We start from the raw sequence: 17,172 nt of genomic DNA on the forward strand, positions 1-17,172 counted from the left end.
GTCCTTGAAGCGCACACGCCCCGCCGTCTCTTACGGAGACGGCGGGGCGTGCTTCGTTGTGCGGCCGGTCAGGCGGACGGCAGGAAGGCCGCCCAGCTGGTCGGGGCGAGGCTGAGGCGGGGGCCGTCGGGGTTCTTGGAGTCACGGACGAGGATGCGGGCCGGGACGGCGGCCACCTCTACGCAGTCGGGACCGTCAGCTGTGCTGTAGCTGCTCTTTATCCACTCCGGCCTGGCGTCGGCCGCGGAAGCCTTGAGCGTCATGTCTTCGTGTCTCCCAGTGCTTTCTCGATGAAGGCCAACGACTCCTGGGGGCTGAGAGCCTGCGCGCGAAGGACTCCGTAGCGGATGTCGAGGACCGTCGTTTCCTTGGGGTCGGTCATCACCCGGCTGCTGAGAGGCGCCTCACTGAACGCGACGGTGCCCCCGTCTCTGAGCTTGAGGAGCCTGAACGAACCGTCGGTACCCGCGTTCTCCTCGCAGTCGAGGGGCAGGACTTGCAGGTCCACGTTGCGCCACTGGCTCACCTCCAACAGCCGTTCGAGCTGCTGTCGCATGACCATCTTGCCCCCGATGGGCCTGCGCAGAGTCGACTCGCACTGAACGAAGCTGAAGACGCGCGGTCCCGCAGAGGGATCGAGGATGTTCTGACGTGCGCAACGTGCCGCGACCTGTTGTTCCACCTCGTCCTCACTGAACGGTGGCCGGCGCGCGTCGAAGATCGCCCGTGCGTACTGTTCGGTCTGCAACAAGCCATGAATCACCGAGTTGTTGTAGGCGCCGAGTTCGATGGCGTCGGCCTCCAGCCTCCTCAGGTCCCGCACCTTCTTCGGGTACCGGACCTCGGCCAAGTCCTCCTTCAGTGCCGCGAGTCTGCCGCCCGCCGACAGGATCTCGTCCGCGCGGTCCAGGTACTCGGGCCGGGGGATGCGTCGGCCCCGTTCCACGGAGGAGACCTGCGCCTCCCCGTACCCGATGGCCGCCCCGAACTCGGCCTGGGTGAGCCCGGCCGACTCCCGCCACAGCTTCAGCTGACGCTGGACGGTCCTCATCACGGCCCCGGCCTCTTCGTCGTCCTCCAGCCCCGCGTCCCCATCGCTCACGCCCGCCGCCCTCCCGCCACGCGCTTCCCTGCCCAACCCGACACCGGCTCCCCGGTCACCCCGTACAGCCCGGACAGAACCGGACGCCACCCGGACAGACACCGTCCGCACGGGCTGCCGTCCTTCACAGATTACGTACGCGAGAACACGCTGAGTCACGTGAATCAGCGAACTGTGCACTCTCCGCTCCACCATTTCTCGGTGCCGCTCTCCGCCACCCGGCGCGGCGCCCGCCTCGCCCGGCTGCTCGCCGCCGAGCAACTGCACGACTGGGGACTGCCCTTGGACCCGGCCCGGCTCGTCGTCGCCGAACTCGCCTCGAACGCCGTCCTGCACGGCCGCGTCCCCGGCCGGAGTTTCCGTCTCACCCTGTCCGTCCTCGCTCCCCGGACACTGCGCGTGGAGGTCGCCGACGCCCGGGGCGAACGGTGGCCCACCCGGATGCGGGACGGCGCCGGAGGGCAAGCCGAGTCCGGCTACGGGCTGCTGATCGTGGCGGAGTTCGCGGACCGCTGGGGCGTTCGGTCGGGGCCGGTGCCGTGCAAGACGGTGTGGGCGGAACTCGATCTCGGGCCTCGCCGGTGACGCGCGAACCGGAGCCCGGTGAGGAGTACTTCGGTGGCGGGAGCTTCGGGGCGGCGGGCGGTAAAAGACCAAAGAACCTGGGGGAAAACCGACCAACCAACCAAACCAGGCTCATGTCACACGAGCGGGTGAAAGAGGCCTGTACGGGTGGCGCGCGGGCGGTCCGGACCTGCACGCTCGCCGCAGGCAACACCCACAACTCAACATCCCCACACATGCTTCGGCCCCCGCCGGGACGGCAATCCCAGTGCGAGGGCCTGACCAACGAGGAAGTCGGCCTTCCCCATGGCTGTCACCAAGCTTATCGATGCCCTGCGTCCGAGTCAGGGAGTACGGCGCAACGACACCCACTCCGGTGTCACGCACGTACGTGAGTACCAGCCCGACCGGTACACGATCGTCGGGAACCACCTCGCCCAGCACCGGGGGCTCTCCGCGACCGCGGTCGGGATCGCCGTGCACATCCTGTCGCTGCCCGAGGGCGCGCGGGTCGACATCCGCAGCCTCGCCGAGTGGTTCCCCGAGGGGCGGGCCCGGATCGCCTGCGCGCTGCGGGAGTTGGAGGCGCGCGGCTACGTCGAGCGGGTCCGGGAGCGGCTCCCGTCCGGGCAGATGATCACCCGTACGTACGCGTACCACGCCCCCGCGCTCACCCGGGCCCGGCGGGAGGGAGAGCCGGAAACGGCCGCCGCCCCGGCAGCCCCGCCGATGACGGCTGCCCCGCCCCCGAACCGGGCGGCCTCGTACCTCACGGCTCCGGACTTCCCCGCCTCCGGCGGCTTGCCCTGCGACGCCGTGCCCGAGCCGGTCACGGCACCCGACGCCGTACACGTCAGCACATCGGCCACCGAGGCCGAGACCGCCGAGCCCCCGAAGCCGTCCCGCGACGAGCACCACGACAAGGCGGAGGCACTGCTCGCCGGGCTGCGCCGGACCGACATCCGGTTGACGCTGTCCGGGCGGGAGGTGCGACGCCTGGCTCCCCTGGTCGTCGCCTGGTTCGAGAACGGTCTCGGCAGAGCGTCGGTGATCCATGCCCTGACCGACGGCCTTCCCCTCCATGTCCGACACCCGGCCGGCTTCCTCCGCAACCGCCTGCTGGACCTGCTTCCACCGGCACTGTCATCCCTTCCGGGGACAGGCGAGGCCGAGCCGCTCCCGAGTCGGCCCCTGCCCCCTCCACCCGCCATGGCGACCTGCGAAGGCGGCTGCGACAGGGGCTTCAGAGCGCCGTTCCGGGGAGCGTGGTGCCGTGACTGCCGTGCCGCCCGCCCCGGCGAAGCTCCCGTGGCTCCGGCGGACGTACCGGCCTTCGTCTGAGTCTCCCGAGAGGAACGACCTTGCACGTACACGCGGCCCACTCCGCCTACGCGGGCGTCTACCACGACCTGCTCCGGGTCTCCAGCACCCTCGACGCCCTGCGAAATGCCGGTACCGGTGACGACCCAGGCGTCGAGCCGTACGCGGGGGCTGCCATGTGGGGAGTCCGGTTCGCCCTGGCCATGCTCCACCGCGACCTGCCCTGCCAGCCTCCCCCGCCCCACGGCGACCGGACCACCGAGAAGCTTCTGTCTCTCTGCGCCGACTGGCGCGACGCCGCCCTGGAGATCGGAGAGTTCGCCCCGGAGCCCGTCCTGCGGCTCGTCACCGGAGAGACGGGAGCGGAGGCCGCTTCCACGCAGGAGGCGTAGGAGGCGTAGGAGGGACGGGGCATATCGAGCAGGCGAGACTTCGGTGATTCGCCTGGGATGTCTGCCTGCTGCGTCCCTGGAGCCACGACTGACGGACTCCGCCCAGGGGCCCGGCGGGCTCCGACGCCGAGTCGGTAAAGGGGCCCCCGTGGCGGGCGTAGCGTAGAGCGCATGACGAAGTACGGATCCTTTCCCGGTACGCGTCCCCGGCGGCTGCGTACCACTCCTGCCATGCGTCGGATGGTCGCCGAGACCCGGCTGCACCCGGCCGACTTCATCCTCCCCGCGTTCGTCCGCGAGGGTGTGAGCGAGCCGGTGCCGATCAGCTCGATGCCCGGGGTCGTGCAGCACACGCGGGACAGCCTGAAGAAGGCGGCCGTGGAGGCGCTGGAGGCCGGGGTCTCCGGGATCATGCTGTTCGGGGTTCCCGAGGAGGCGAAGAAGGACGCCGTGGGGACGCCCGGCACCGACCCCGACGGGATTCTGCAGGTCGCCCTGCGTGATGTCCGCGCCGAGGTCGGCGACGAACTGCTCGTCATGTCCGACCTGTGCCTCGACGAGACCACCGACCACGGGCACTGCGGTGTGCTCGACGACCAGGGCCGGGTCGACAACGACGCGACCCTGGAGCGGTACGCCGAGATGGCCCAGGTGCAGGCCGACGCGGGCGCCCATGTCGTGGGCCCCAGCGGGATGATGGACGGGCAGATCGGCGTCATCCGTGACGCCCTCGACCAGATCGGCCGCGAGGACGTGGCCATCCTCGCCTACACCGTGAAGTACTCCTCCGCCTTCTTCGGTCCCTTCCGGGAGGCCGTCGGCTCCTCGCTCAAGGGCGACCGCAAGACGTACCAGCAGGACCCGGCCAACGCGCGGGAGTCCCTGCGGGAGTTGGCGCTGGACCTGGAGGAGGGCGCCGACATGGTGATGGTGAAGCCCGCCGGTCCCTACCTCGACATCCTCGCCCGCGTCGCCGACGCGGTGGACGTGCCGGTCGCCGCCTACCAGATCTCCGGCGAGTACTCGATGATCGAGGCCGCCGCCGAGAAGGGCTGGATCGACCGGGACAAGGCGATCATGGAGACCCTGACCGGCATCAAGCGGGCCGGCGCCCAGAACATCCTCACGTACTGGGCGACCGAGGCCGCGCTGAAGCTGCGCTGACCGACCGGCGGTCGGGGCGGTCCGGGCGGTTCCGGCGACCTCGATAGGGGCCCCGACCCGCTCAGTACGCGAGCGCCGCGTCCAGGGTCTGCTGCCAGTACGTCACCGTGAGCTTGTCGTCCACGTAGACGCCCTTCGCGGGGAGGGCCGGAGTCGCGCCGCGGCCCTTGTCGAAGCCGATCTCCAGAGTCTTGGCGGTGTAGCCGTTGGCCCCGCTGCCGTCGGCTGCCGACAGCAGTACACCGGCGTAGCCCGACTCGCCGGGGGCGAGGGTCACGACCGCCTGCGGGTGCGTCTCCTCCGCGACCGGCGGGACGGACTGGGCCTCGGCGAACCGGGCGATCGGATAGCCCGTCAGGTCGCAGTTCTTCGTGCCGGTGTTGGTGACGGTGAGCAGCAGGTGGTTGAGCGGACGGGACACCGCGGTCGCGGTGGTCTTCGTCGTGGAGCCGTCGCAGGCGACGTTCCTGGTGCCGGTCTTGGAGCCGGTCTGCCCGGTGGAGCCGGTCTTGGAGCCGGTGCCGGTCTTCTTGCCGGAGCTCTGTGCGGAGCCGGCAGCCGTGGACGTGCTCTTCGAGCCGCCCGTGGAGCTCGCGGTGCCGCTGCCCGCGGGCTTCGCCGTCGTACCCGCGTCGGTTGCCGGGCCGCTCGGCTGCGCCGAGGAAGCGGACGTGTCGGACGGGCCCTCGCCGCGTACGCCGTTGCCGTCGTTGCACGCCGTGAGAGTGAGCGCGGCGAGTGCGACCGCCGTGGCGGCGAGGAAGCGGGTGCGGGCGGTGCGTGCGGTCCGGGTGGTGCGTGCGGACATGGTGATCCCCCTGGGGTGTCGCTGGTGGGTCGGCCGCTCGACCGGTCGGCGGGAGCGGCGTGCTTGGATGAACGAAGCTTGTGCGGTATTCCGTCCCGGCTGCCACCATCGCCGGGGTATTCGGGACGCTGGAACGCTCGCACAGGGTCTGAGCTGGGAAAACGGTGTTGTCCTGGAACACGGTCCGGGACGCGGGGGATGGAGGAACGGTGGCGGGGGACGATTTCACGGGACTGCTGCGGGAGCTGAAGGCCCGGTCCGGGCTCAGTTACGGGGTGCTCGCCAAACGGCTGCACGTGAGTACGTCCACGTTGCACCGGTACGTCAACGGGGATGCCGTACCGACGGATTACGCGCCTGTAGAGCGCCTCGCGCGTCTGTGCCGGGCGACTCCGGAGGAGCTGATCGAGCTGCACCGGAGCTGGGCCCTCGCGCACGCGCTGCGGAGGCAGAAGGCCCCGGGTGCGGGGACCCCGCCGGCAGCGGCGTCGGCGTCGGCGTCGGTCGCGGTCCCGGGAGGCGATGGGGACGGCGCCGAGGCGACCACGGACAAGGGGGCCGGCTCTGCCCCGGGTGACGGGGCGGCGGCCGGGAGCCCGACGGATTCGGTGTCACGGGTGAGGCGGGAGACCGTGGCCCCGGCCCCGGATCCGGCTTCGGTGCCCGGGTCGGAGCCGGTGCGAGTGCCGGTGCCTGTGCCGGCGCAGGAACCGGCGAAACGGAGCCGGCGGTCTCTGCTGCTCGCCGGTGCCGTCGCCGCCGCGCTGGCCGCGATCGTGTCCACCACACTGGCCGTTCACTTCGGGTCGGACGGCGGTGGCGACGACTCCAAGGGAGAGGCCGTCGCCCTCGGCGTGCCGCGGACTGCGGGGACCCGGAGCGCGCAGGGTGGCCGTTCGACGCCCGAGGCCCACCGGGGATCGGCCTCGGCGTCCGCCTCGCACGGCGGCAGTCCCAAGGCGTCCGTCTCGTCGATCGGCGGACCCGTCCCGCAGGACAGCGCGGCCGGGGACGGCGCGGCCGGGGACGGCGCCGGCGCACCGGCCGTCGTCGCCGACGCGTACAAGTGGGACGACCCGTGCAGTCAGCACTACCTGGTGAACCGGGACGCCCCGCAGGTGCCGCCGCCGCCGCCGAACGAGTCGGACGCACGCGGCTGGGTCACCGCGCTCGGCGGGGTCGCGAGCGGGGAGCAGATGCTCGCCCTGACGGTGCAGGGCACGGGCAGGGCGACCGTCGTCGTGGAAGCACTGCACGTGCGGGTGGTGCGGAAGGACGTTCCGCTCGCTTGGAACGACTACGCGATGGGCGTGGGCTGTGGCGGAGGTGTCGAGACGAAGTCGTTCACCGTGGACCTCGACGTGGGGCAGCCCGTGACCGCGCTCAAGGGCGGGCAGCGGGACTTCCCGTACAAGGTCAGCGAGTCCGATCCCGAGGTCTTCTACGTGGTCGCGGACGCACGGGCGCACGACGTCAGTTGGTACCTGGAACTCGACTGGTCCAGCGGGACCAAGAGTGGCACGGTGCGCGTCGACGACCACGGGAAGCCGTTCCGGACGAGCGGGAACACGGGCCGGCCCGTGTACAACCATCCGCTGGGCGGCAGCGAGTGGGTACCGGCTCCCACCGAGTGATCGGAGCACGAGCAAGTCCCTTCAGAGGTTGGGTTGTTGGCCGTTGAATGACGCGCCCCCAGGGAGGTGCCCCATGTCCGGTGACGTCCTCGGCCAGGACCCCGCGGAGCTGAGAAGGAGGATCGACACCATCAAGGCGCACCCCGCCCGGGTCTACGACGTCTTCCTCGGCGGCAAGGACAACCACCCGGTCGACCGGAACGCGGCCGCCGCCGCGCTCGCCGCCGGTCCCCGGGGTTACCTCGACGTCCGGCACAACCGCGTGTACGTGGCGACGGGCGTCAAACCCTGTATGCCGTCGGCGAGTTGCTGTCCGTCCCCATGTCCGTATCCCGGAATCGACGGGTGCGGGCGACACGCACCGGCCTAGGGTGCGGGCACGAGCGGACCCCGGCGCGACGGGCCGCCCGCAAGGACCCCGAGGGCAGCCGGTGAGAACCGCGACGGGCCGCCCGCAAGGACAAGGAGCCGTCACCGTGACCGTCACCGAACCCGCCGCCACGACCGCACCCGTGCCCCCGCTCGCCGCGAGAGCCACCGCGATCGGCGGTTCGCCGGTACGGGACATCCTCGCGGTCACGGCCCGCCCCGAGGTGATCAACTTCGCGGGCGGGCTGCCGGCCCCGGAACTGTTCGACGCGGACGGCATCGCGGCCGCGTTCCGGGACGTCCTCGCCGAGGAACCCGAACGGGCTCTTCAGTACTCGACGACCGAGGGCGAACCGTCGCTGCGGACGGCCCTCGCCGACCGCACGAGCGCACGCGGACTGCCGACCGGACCCGACGACATCCTCGTCACCACCGGCTCGCAGCAGGCGCTGTCCCTGCTCGCCACCGCCCTGCTGGAACCCGGCGACACCGTCCTCGTCGAAAGCCCCTGCTATCTCGCGGCACTTCAGGCGTTCGCCTTCGCGGGGGCGCGGGTGCTGGCCGTGCCGGGCGACGAGGACGGCATCGACCCCGAAGCCCTCGACGAACTGGTGACCCGGGAGCGCCCGAAGCTGCTCTACACCGTGCCCACCTTCCAGAACCCGACCGGGCGCACCCTGCCGGGCGAGCGGCGGGCCGCCATCGCCCGCGTCGCCGCCGCGCGCGGTCTGTGGATCGTCGAGGACGACCCGTACGGAGAGCTGCGCTTCGAAGGCGAGCGGGTTCCGTGGATCGCCTCCCACGAGGGCGCCGGGGACCGGACCGTGCTCCTCGGGTCCTTCTCCAAGGTGATGGCACCCGGCATGCGCCTGGGCTGGCTGCGTGCGCCCGCGGCACTGCGGCGCGCGTGCACCGTCGCCAAGCAGGCCGCCGACCTGCACACCCCGACCGTCAACCAGCTCGCCGCCGCCCGTTATCTGGCCGACCGCGACCTGGACGCCCATGTGGCGCGGGTCGCGTCCGTCTACCGCGAACGGCGCGACGCCATGCTCGCCGGAATCGGCGCCGCCCTCCCGGCCGGGTCGACCTGGACCCGCCCGGAAGGCGGCATGTTCCTCTGGGCACGCCTTCCCGAGCCGTACGACACCACGGCCCTGCTCCGCCGAGTGGTGGAGCAGGGTGTGGCGTACGTACCCGGCGCGCCCTTCTACGCGGGCCCGCCGGAGACATCGACCCTGCGCCTGTGCTTCGTCACCCAGACCCCGGCCGAGATCGCGGAGGGGCTGCGCCGGCTGGGGGCGGGGTTGCGGGGCTAGGCAGTCCCGTCCCGACGGGGGAGCGGCTCGTCCGGACGGGGGAAGGGATCAGTCCCACCAGAAGGACCACACCCGTTCGTTCAGCACCTCCTGCTCGGCGTACTCGCGCAGGGTCGTGTGGTGGCCCTGGGTGATGTTGTCCGGGCAGAAGGCGAAGTGCTCGGCGGCGACCGCCTCGGCCTCCGTCATGGTCGTCGGAGGCGCCGCGACGGACAGCACCAACTGATCGAAGGTCAGGGCCACCACCCGTATCCCGAAACGGTCCTCCCAGGAACGGAGGACGGCGCACAGGCGCGCCACGTCGTTCTCGTAGTTCAGCGGGCCCGCCCAGCCGAGCGCCGCCGGGATGTCGGCGCTGCGGCGCGCCGGAACGAGCGCGAGGCGCGGCTCCTTCAGCCACGAGCCGCTGTCCGCGAGGGCGTCGGAGATCTCCGCGGCGCGGGCGTCCGGATCGGCCTCCAGCGGCGTGGCGTCGGCGAGCCCCGGCCATGTGGGGCCGTACGGCGCGACGGTCGCGTCATAGGGGTCCGGCTTGCCGAAGAGGCTCTCCACGACCTCCCTGCTCGCGTACTCCTTGTCGCCGTCGAGTTCGTCCGCCGCGTACTGCTCCCAGAAGTCGGCCAGCACCTCGTCGGCGTCGTGATCCCCGGGGTACGACATCTCGTCGGGCATCAACTCCCATTCCTCGGGACCCTTCTGCGCGCCACCGACGTCCAGCAGTACGGGCAGCAGGCCCGACGCCCGTGCGGGGCTCAACGCGGTCCGGTCCCCCGGGGCGGGCCGCTCCCCGGCATGCCACAGCAGCGGCTCGTGCCACGTCCCGTCGTGGGTCGTGTCGATGAGTCTCCCGGCGGGGAGCTGAAGCCCGAGCGTGCGCCCACTCGGGTCTGCCGCCAGCCGCGGCAGCGGATTGGGAAGAGTCGCCATGCCGGTGACTGTAGGGGCCACCACTGACAACGGGCGGCCCGCTTCCTACTGGGCCGCGGTGAACGCGGCCCAGGCCCCGGGGCGACCCGCAGGACGGGGCCGTCTTCGGGGTTCTTGGAGTCGCGGAGGTGGACCGCGGCCACCTTGCCGAACCACGAACTTGGACTTGGACGGGGAAGAGCCCCGCACCCCGGTCACCAGGGTGCGGGGCTCTTCGCGGAGCCGTGATCAGAGCCGCTCGGGCGTCCTGATGCCCAGCAGGGTCATGCCCTGGTGGAGCGTGCGGGCCGTCAGGTCGCAGAGGAACAGGCGGTTCTCCGCGACCTCCTGCGCCGGGGCCGGCTTGATGACCGGGCACTGGTCGTAGAACGTCGTGAGGATCGAGGCCAGTTGGTACAGGTACGCCGCCAGCTTGTGCGGGGCGTACTCGGCGGCGACCTCCTCCAGCGTCTCGCCGAACCGGTCCAGGTGCAGACCGAGTGCCCGCTCCGCCGGGGCCAGTTCGAGCTCCGGGTGGGCCACCGGCGTACGCTCGCCGGCCTTGCCGAAGATCGACCGGATACGGGCGTACGCGTACTGGAGGTACACGGACGTGTCACCGTTCAGCGACACCATCTGGTCCAGGTCGAACTTGTAGTCCCGGACGGCGGAGGTGGAGAGGTCCGCGTACTTCACGGCGCCGATGCCGACGTACCGGCCGTTCTCCTCGATCTCCGGCTCGCTCAGGCCCACCTTCTCGGCCTTCTCCCGCACGACGGCCGTCGCCCGGTCGATCGCCTCGTCGAGGAGGTCGACCAGCCGGACCGTCTCGCCCTCACGCGTCTTGAACGGCTTGCCGTCCTTGCCCAGCACCGTGCCGAAGGCGAGCTGGTGGGCCTTGACGTCGTCGTTCAGCCAGCCGGCCCTGCGCGCGGTCTCGAAGACCATCTTGAAGTGCAGGGACTGCCGGGCGTCCACCACGTAGATCAGGCTGTCGGCCTTCAGGTTGACGACCCGGTCACGGATCGCGGACAGGTCGGTGGCCGCGTAGCCGTAGCCGCCGTCCGACTTCTTCACGATCAGCGGCACCGGGTTGCCGTCCGGGCCCTTCACGTCGTCGAAGAACACGCAGAGCGCGCCGTCCGAGCGGACCGCCACGCCCGACTCCTCCAGGAGCCGGCAGGTCTCGTCCAGCATGTCGTTGTAGCCCGACTCGCCCACCACGTCGGCGTCGTGGATCTCCATGTCCAGCTTGTCGAAGACCGAGTAGAAGTAGATCTTCGACTCGTCCACGAACCTCTGCCACATGGCCAGCGTCTCGGGTTCACCCGCCTGGAGGTCCACCACCCGGCGCCGCGCCCGCGTCTTGAACTCCTCGTCGGAGTCGAAGACGGTCCGCGCCGCCTTGTAGAGCCGGTTCAGGTTCGACATGGCCTCCTCGCCGGAGACCTCGCCGCCCTTGTGGTCCAGCTCGTGCGGGTGCTCGATCAGGTACTGGATGAGCATGCCGAACTGGGTGCCCCAGTCGCCGATGTGGTGCCGGCGCACGACGGACTCGCCGGTGAACTCCAGGATCCGCACGACCGCGTCACCGATGACCGCGGACCGCAGATGCCCGACGTGCATCTCCTTCGCCACGTTCGGCTGCGCGTAGTCGATCACCGTCGTGCCCGGGTGCTCCGCGAGGGGCACACCGACGCGCGCGCCGTCCGCGTACCGCTCCGCCAGGTTCGCCACGATCGCCCGGTCGGTGATCGTGATGTTCAGGAAACCGGGCCCGGAGACCTCGATGTCCTTGATCACGTCACCCGACTCGACCCGGGCCACGACCTGCGTCGCCAGCTCGCGCGGGTTCGCCTTCGCCTTCTTGGCGAGGGCCAGGATCCCGTTGGCCTGGAAGTCGGCCCGGTCGCTTCGGCGCAGCAGCGGGTCCGCGGAACCGGCCTCCGGCAGAGCTGCCGAGAGGGCGTCCGCGAGGCGCTGATGGACGGAAGCGGTGAGGGACGTGACCGAGGCCATGGAGTGGCTGCCGTTCTGCTCGGGTTCCGGGTTTTCCGAGTACAAGGTGAGTACAGGGAAAGCCAGTATCCCACGCGGTGAAAAGCCGTTTTCGCGGTTGAGGCCCGAGCTGGGAGAATGGCCGCGTCAGCTGTACTGGCGTATTGAGAAAGAAGGACGTGCGCATCGTGGCTCAGAGCACCGAGACCACCGACTGGGTCTCCCGTTTCGCGGACGAGGTCATCGAGGAGTCGGAGCGTCGGGCCCCGGGCGCGAAAGACTCTGGCGCTGACGCACCGGTTGTTGTCGTCGCGTCCGGGCTCTCCCCGTCCGGCCCGATCCACCTCGGCAACCTCCGCGAGGTCATGACCCCGCACCTCGTCGCCGACGAGATCCGCCGCCGCGGGCACACCGTGCGCCACCTGATCTCCTGGGACGACTACGACCGCTACCGCAAGGTCCCCCTCGGCATCCCGGGCGTCGACGACTCCTGGGCCGAGCACATCGGCAAGCCGCTGACCTCCGTGCCGGCCCCCAAGGGCTCGGCGTACCCGAACTGGGCCGAGCACTTCAAGGCCGCCATGACCGCGGCGCTGGCCGAGCTCGGCGTCGAGTACGACGGGATCAGCCAGACCGAGCAGTACACCGCGGGCACCTACCGCGAGCAGATCCTGTTCGCGATGAAGCACCGCGGCGACATCGACGCGATCCTCGACCAGTACCGGACCAAGAAGGCCCCCGCCAAGAAGCAGCAGGGCCAGAAGCCGGTCGACGAGGCCGAACTCGAAGCCGCCGAGGGATCGGGCGCCGCAGCCGAGGACGACGGCAGCTCCACCTCCGGGTACTACCCGTACAAGCCCTACTGCGGGCAGTGCGAGAAGGACCTGACCACCGTCACGGCCTACGACGACACCACGACGGAGCTGTCGTACACCTGCTCCGCCTGCGGCTTCGCCGAGACCGTCCTGCTCAGCGAGTTCAACCGCGGCAAGCTGGTCTGGAAGGTCGACTGGCCCATGCGCTGGGCCTACGAAGGCGTCGTCTTCGAGCCGAGCGGCGTCGACCACTCCTCCCCGGGATCCTCCTTCCAGGTCGGCGGGCAGATCGTCGGGCTCTTCGGCGGCAAGCAGCCCATCGGACCGATGTACGCCTTCGTCGGCATCTCCGGCATGGCCAAGATGTCCAGCAGCAAGGGCGGGGTCCCCACCGCGGCCGACGCGCTCCAGATCATGGAACCGCAGCTGCTGCGCTGGCTGTACGCCCGCCGCCGCCCCAACCAGTCCTTCAAGATCGCCTTCGACCAGGAGATCCAGCGGCTCTACGACGAGTGGGACAAGCTCGCCGGCAAGGTCGCCGACGGATCGGTCCTCCCGGCCGACGCCGCCGCGTACACCCGCGCCGTCGGCACCGCCGCCGGGGACCTGCCCAGGACCCCCCGCCCGATGGCGTACCGCACCCTCGCCTCCGTCGCCGACATCACCGCCGGCGCCGAGGACCAGACCCTGCGCATCCTGAGCGAGCTCGACCCCGAGAACCCGCTCGCGTCCCTGGACGAGGTCCGCCCCCGCCTCGACAAGGCCGAGACCTGGATCAACACCCAGGTCCCCGCCGAGGAGCGCACCGTCGTGCGCGACGAGCCCGACGTCGAGCTCCTGAAGTCCCTCGACGACCAGGGCCGCGAGTCGCTGCGCCTGCTCCTCGACGGACTGGAGCGGAACTGGTCCCTGGACGGCCTCACCCACCTCGTCTACGGCGTTCCCAAGGTCCAGGCGGGCTTCCCCGCCGACGCCACCGCGAAGGAACTCCCCGCCGAGATCAAGGTCGCCCAGCGCACCTTCTTCGCCCGGCTCTACCACCTGCTCGTCGGCCGCGACACCGGGCCGCGCCTGCCCACCCTGCTGCTCGCCGTCGGGCAGGACCGGGTGCGCAAGCTGCTCAGCGCGTAACCGCACACGGTTGTACGGAGTACGAGGAAGGGCGCCCGGTGATCACCGGGCGCCCTTCCTCGTACAGCCTCACGACCTCACACGCCCGGGCGCTCACGCGCCGACGTGCCTACGCGATGTGGTTCTCCTCCAGCTCCGCGTTGAAACGGTTCTGGAAGCGGTTCATGTAGCGCCGCAGCTCGCTGTCCGTGAGCGTCACGCCGTAGGTGGCTTCGACGTTGCCGCCGAACTCACCCTTCGTCGGCAGACCCTGACCAGGCATTATCGACTGGCGGAACACCTGGTAGAAGCTCTCCTCGCGGGACTTCTCGTCGGCCAGCGGAGACTGCTCCTCGCGCGGGGACGGGATGGGCAGCTGCTCCGGGCCGCCGCCCTCACCCAGCTGGCGCGTGCGGCCGGGTCCCGCCGGGATAGGGAAAGTGCCGGTCTCCTCCGGGCCGGGCTCGTACGCCTGCGACTCCTGCTCGGCGTACCACTGCTGGTACTGCTCCTCCTGCGCGAACGACGGGTCGTAACCGCCGTCGTACGGGATCTCCTGGGGATCGGGGGCGGCGAACCACGGGCTCCTGACCGGCTCCTCCGCCTGGCCCTGACCCTGGTACTGGCCCTGACGCCGGTCCTCGTACTGCCCCTGGTACTGGCCGCCCTGCTGACCGTACCCGGGCGGCTGCTGCCGTCCGTCGCCCCCGTTCGACTCCAGCTCCCGATGCTCGGGCCCCGGGTCGGCGGCGACCGGGACGGACGCCTGCACGGGCGCGGGCGCCGGCGGCAGCAGCGCGGGCTCGATGCCCGCGGCCGCCAGACCTGCCGGGGCCGTCTCCGACAGGGGGATGCCGTAGCGCGCCAGGCGCAGCGGCATCAGGGACTCCACGGGGGCCTTGCGGCGCCAGGCGCGGCCGAAGCGGGAGTTCAGGCGGGCCTGGTAGACGAGACGTTCCTGCTCCAGTTTGATGACCTGCTCGTAGGAGCGCAGTTCCCACAGCTTCATCCGGCGCCACAGCAGGAACGTGGGGACCGGGGAGAGCAGCCAGCGGGTGAGGCGGACGCCCTCCATGTGCTTGTCGGCGGTGATGTCGGCTATTCGGCCGGTCGCGTGCCGGGCCGCCTCGACCGAGACCACGAACAGGACCGGGATGACGGCGTGCATGCCGACACCCAGCGGGTCCGGCCAGGCCGCCGCGCCGTTGAACGCGATCGTCGCCACCGTCAGCACCCATGCGGTCTGGCGCAGCAGGGGGAACGGGATGCGGATCCAGGTCAGCAGCAGGTCCAGAGCGAGCAGGACGCAGATACCCGCGTCGATGCCGATCGGGAAGACGTACGAGAAGTTCCCGAAGCCCTTCTTGATCGCCAGCTCTCGGACCGCCGCGTACGAACCGGCGAAGCCGATCCCGGCGATGACGAGCGCACCGGCGACGACCACGCCGATGAGAATTTTGTGCATCCGTGTCAGCTGTATGGGCGCGGCCACCTGTACTCCCCTCCCCTTGCGTGTTGTTGCGCGCAACAGAGTGGCACATGTGTGTGGCATACGGATGCGCGGTATGGGCGGAGCCCGGTCCCCGAGGGAACCGGACCCCCTTGACTGTCCTGCCGGAGCCGTGAGTTGAGCTCCGGAACCGGTCGTAACCGGGTCAGTTCCTCTTTGCCGCCGACTTCGACGGCGAAGCGCTCGCGGAGCCGGTCCCGCCGGCGGTCTTGGACGAGTCCTTGGCGGCGCTCCTGGACGGCGAGGCCGACGGCGCCTTCGACGAGGAGGCGGGGGCCGGTGAGGCGGTGCTCGCCGCGCCGCCGTCCTCGTTCGCGGCGGCCACCGCGGCCACCGCCTCCTTGGTGGCCTTCTCGGCGGCCTTCAGCAGGCCGGCCGCGTCCGGGGTCTTCTCACCCGCGAGGCCGGCACCGTTGTAGTCGACCGTGACGACCACGTTCTCCACACGCGCCACGATCGTCTGCTGCTTGAAGGAGCCTTCCTTCTTCTTCAGCCCGTACCGCACGGCCGTCGCCTCGTCGCCCGTCCCGGCGACCGGCGCCGACCTGCTGTCCAGCGCGCCCGCAACCGACTGCGCGCCCAAGACCTGCTTCTGGAAGTACGCGTGCGCCTGCTCGTCGCCCGCGCCGCGCGCGTCCGAATCGAAACGGAGCAGCGCCACGTTCAGCCAGCGGAACTGAGAGCCCTTCACCCCGTTGTTGTCGAGGCTGCTCCAATTGCAGTTGCCGCGCTGGGCCAGGTCGTCCGACTCGCCCGACTTGCCCGCCTTGGAGCCCTTCGGGACCAGTTCGCCCAGTGTCTTCTTCGGCAGTACCGAGCACGGCTTGGGAAGCGTCGCGTACGCGGCGGGCTTTACGGCGGGGGTCGAGGCGCTCTCGGACACCGTCGCTCCCGGGGCCGCGCTCGCGCTCTTCTGCGCGTCGCCACCGGAGCCGGAGTCCGAGGAACAGCCCGCGGCGACGAGCATCACCGGGACGGCGGCTGCGCTGACAAGGATGCGGGTGAGTCGCGGTGCTCGGCCTACTCGCTGTACTGGTCGGTGCATGGTTCCTTCACTCGTGGCGCTCGTGGTACGGCCGCACATGGGGGGTGCGGCCGGTCGGGTCCGAGGGGTCACGGTACGCGGTGGGGCACCTGGGCGGTTCCCCTTCGGGGGATTTGCGCCGGGGTGCCCCAGGTGCCGAGGAGCCGCTAGCCGTTGAGCTTGCCGGACAGCTCCCGGGCCAGTTTCCGCGCCCTGTCCTGCATTTCCTCGCTGTCCGGGGTGTTCGCGGAAGCCGTCGGCTGCTCGGCGTATTCGATCGTCACGATCACGTTCGACGTGCGGAACACCACAGTCACCGTGCGCTGCTGAGCCGTCGACGGGCCGGTGCTCAGCTTGTCGTCGATGAATGCCTCGTCGCCGAGATCGTCGAGGACGCGAGGCTGGAGATCGGCCGGAGCCTGCGAGGCGGAGGCGGAGGCCGAGGGGGCGGAAGGGGCGCCGGAGGCGTCGCCGTCGTCGCCGACGGCACCGGTGTTGCCGTCGGCGGGGGTGGCGGCGCTGCCGCTGGGACTCGGACTGGCGCTGCCGGAAGCGGGGGCGGACGCGGACGTGGACGCGGCCGGCTCCGGAAGGTCGGCCGCCGTCTGCTTGACGGCGTAGAGCTCCTCGGCCTTGCTGTCGTCGCTCACCGCGTTGTCGTACGAGACCACACGCTCGAAGTCGACGAAGAGGTGATCGGTGCCGGAGGCGGACTCCACCTTCCAGTTGCAGCCGTCACGCCGGTCCGTGTCGTACGTGAGTGTGGCGTCGCCCTCGTACTCCTTCTCCTGCTGCGTCTCGTCGGCGATCTGCTGGATACCGGGCAGCAGTGTGTCGAGCGTGTCGTGATCGGCCGCGCCGCACGCCTCCGGGAGGGTGCGGTACTTGCCCGGCTGGGCGACCGGGGCCGTCGTGCCGGTGTCGCCGCCCTTGGAGTCCGGAGCCGAACTCCCCACGCCCGAACCGCCCGAGCAGCCCGCCAGCAATGCCGCGAGGAGCACGGCGGCGCCAGATACGTACGCCTTCCGCTGCACGGTCAGGCTCCTCTCGACGGTCCCGACGGCGCTTCGGCCCGGGTGTCCTGTGGTTATTGGGTTGCCGCACGGGGGCGACCCCTGGAGACAATGTGTATCGCACGCA

Annotated in this window: 15 protein-coding genes and 1 pseudogene; 8 read left to right on the forward strand and 8 right to left on the reverse strand. The window is 70.8% G+C overall.

All coding sequences use genetic code 11. The features are described from left to right. Window positions 1-68 precede the first annotated feature (68 nt). Window positions 69-263 carry a DUF397 domain-containing protein gene (locus N4G66_RS16205; RefSeq protein WP_261704813.1) on the reverse strand — a complete coding sequence of 65 codons (195 nt, stop codon included), beginning with the start codon at window positions 261-263 and terminating at the stop codon, window positions 69-71. Next, window positions 260-1,102 carry a helix-turn-helix domain-containing protein gene (locus N4G66_RS16210; RefSeq protein ID WP_261704814.1) on the reverse strand — a complete coding sequence of 281 codons (843 nt, stop codon included), beginning with the start codon at window positions 1,100-1,102 and terminating at the stop codon, window positions 260-262. The genes N4G66_RS16205 and N4G66_RS16210 overlap by 4 nt, the downstream gene beginning before the upstream one ends. Window positions 1,103-1,252: 150 nt before the next feature. Between N4G66_RS16210 and N4G66_RS16215 the strand changes: the two genes are divergently transcribed. The 4 genes from N4G66_RS16215 (at window position 1,253) to hemB (ending at window position 4,542) form a co-directional block, all read left to right on the forward strand. After that, complete coding sequence (locus tag N4G66_RS16215) at window positions 1,253-1,687, forward strand: ATP-binding protein (protein ID WP_391858827.1); 435 nt, start codon at window positions 1,253-1,255, stop codon at window positions 1,685-1,687. A gap of 285 nt (window positions 1,688-1,972) precedes the next feature. Next, window positions 1,973-3,007 (forward strand): helix-turn-helix domain-containing protein, encoded by a 1,035-nt coding sequence (locus tag N4G66_RS16220; protein ID WP_261704816.1) that lies wholly within the window; start codon window positions 1,973-1,975, stop codon window positions 3,005-3,007. A gap of 20 nt (window positions 3,008-3,027) precedes the next feature. After that, window positions 3,028-3,378 carry a hypothetical protein gene (locus N4G66_RS16225; RefSeq protein ID WP_261704817.1) on the forward strand — a complete coding sequence of 117 codons (351 nt, stop codon included), beginning with the start codon at window positions 3,028-3,030 and terminating at the stop codon, window positions 3,376-3,378. Window positions 3,379-3,549: 171 nt separating this feature from the next. Further along, window positions 3,550-4,542: a porphobilinogen synthase gene (gene hemB, locus N4G66_RS16230; protein ID WP_261704818.1), complete on the forward strand. Its 993-nt coding sequence runs from the start codon at window positions 3,550-3,552 to the stop codon at window positions 4,540-4,542. Window positions 4,543-4,603: 61 nt separating this feature from the next. Here hemB and N4G66_RS16235 read toward each other — a convergent pair whose 3' ends face one another. After that, a complete protein-coding gene (locus tag N4G66_RS16235; protein WP_261704819.1) occupies window positions 4,604-5,350 on the reverse strand; it encodes a DUF4232 domain-containing protein in 747 nt (248 codons plus the stop codon). 209 nt (window positions 5,351-5,559) lie between these two features. Here N4G66_RS16235 and N4G66_RS16240 point away from each other — a divergent pair, with 209 nt between their 5' ends. From N4G66_RS16240 to N4G66_RS16250, 3 genes and pseudogenes are all read left to right on the forward strand, one after another. Next, complete coding sequence (locus N4G66_RS16240; protein WP_261704820.1) at window positions 5,560-6,984, forward strand: helix-turn-helix domain-containing protein; 1,425 nt, start codon at window positions 5,560-5,562, stop codon at window positions 6,982-6,984. A 73-nt stretch (window positions 6,985-7,057) separates the two neighbouring features. Further along, window positions 7,058-7,267, forward strand: a pseudogene (locus tag N4G66_RS16245) (SAM-dependent methyltransferase); the annotation flags it as partial. A gap of 193 nt (window positions 7,268-7,460) precedes the next feature. Beyond that, entirely contained in the window at window positions 7,461-8,669 is a 1,209-nt protein-coding gene (locus N4G66_RS16250) for an aminotransferase-like domain-containing protein (RefSeq protein WP_261704821.1), read from the forward strand. 48 nt (window positions 8,670-8,717) lie between these two features. Here the strand turns inward: N4G66_RS16250 and N4G66_RS16255 are convergent, their stop codons facing one another. Together N4G66_RS16255 and argS are read right to left on the reverse strand one after the other, a co-directional pair. After that, window positions 8,718-9,596, reverse strand: coding sequence for a DUF4253 domain-containing protein (locus N4G66_RS16255; protein ID WP_261704822.1), 879 nt, complete (start codon window positions 9,594-9,596; stop codon window positions 8,718-8,720). Window positions 9,597-9,824: 228 nt separating this feature from the next. Continuing rightward, window positions 9,825-11,594 (reverse strand): arginine--tRNA ligase, encoded by a 1,770-nt coding sequence (gene argS / locus N4G66_RS16260; RefSeq protein ID WP_261704953.1) that lies wholly within the window; start codon window positions 11,592-11,594, stop codon window positions 9,825-9,827. Between the two features lie 158 nt (window positions 11,595-11,752). Here argS and lysS point away from each other — a divergent pair, with 158 nt between their 5' ends. Further along, window positions 11,753-13,519: a lysine--tRNA ligase gene (gene lysS, locus N4G66_RS16265; RefSeq protein WP_261704954.1), complete on the forward strand. Its 1,767-nt coding sequence runs from the start codon at window positions 11,753-11,755 to the stop codon at window positions 13,517-13,519. 109 nt (window positions 13,520-13,628) lie between these two features. Here the strand turns inward: lysS and N4G66_RS16270 are convergent, their stop codons facing one another. The 3 genes from N4G66_RS16270 to N4G66_RS16280 form a co-directional block, all read right to left on the reverse strand. Then, complete coding sequence (locus tag N4G66_RS16270) at window positions 13,629-14,990, reverse strand: DUF2637 domain-containing protein (protein WP_261704823.1); 1,362 nt, start codon at window positions 14,988-14,990, stop codon at window positions 13,629-13,631. Between the two features lie 163 nt (window positions 14,991-15,153). Continuing rightward, window positions 15,154-16,053: a DUF3558 family protein gene (locus N4G66_RS16275; protein WP_261704824.1), complete on the reverse strand. Its 900-nt coding sequence runs from the start codon at window positions 16,051-16,053 to the stop codon at window positions 15,154-15,156. A 146-nt stretch (window positions 16,054-16,199) separates the two neighbouring features. Next, the gene (locus tag N4G66_RS16280; RefSeq protein WP_261704825.1) at window positions 16,200-17,066 is read right to left on the reverse strand and encodes a DUF3558 domain-containing protein; all 867 of its coding nucleotides are present in this window, start codon (window positions 17,064-17,066) and stop codon (window positions 16,200-16,202) included. Window positions 17,067-17,172 lie beyond the last annotated feature (106 nt).

The organism is Streptomyces rhizosphaerihabitans (assembly GCF_025399795.1).
Lineage (GTDB): Bacteria > Actinomycetota > Actinomycetes > Streptomycetales > Streptomycetaceae > Streptomyces > Streptomyces rhizosphaerihabitans.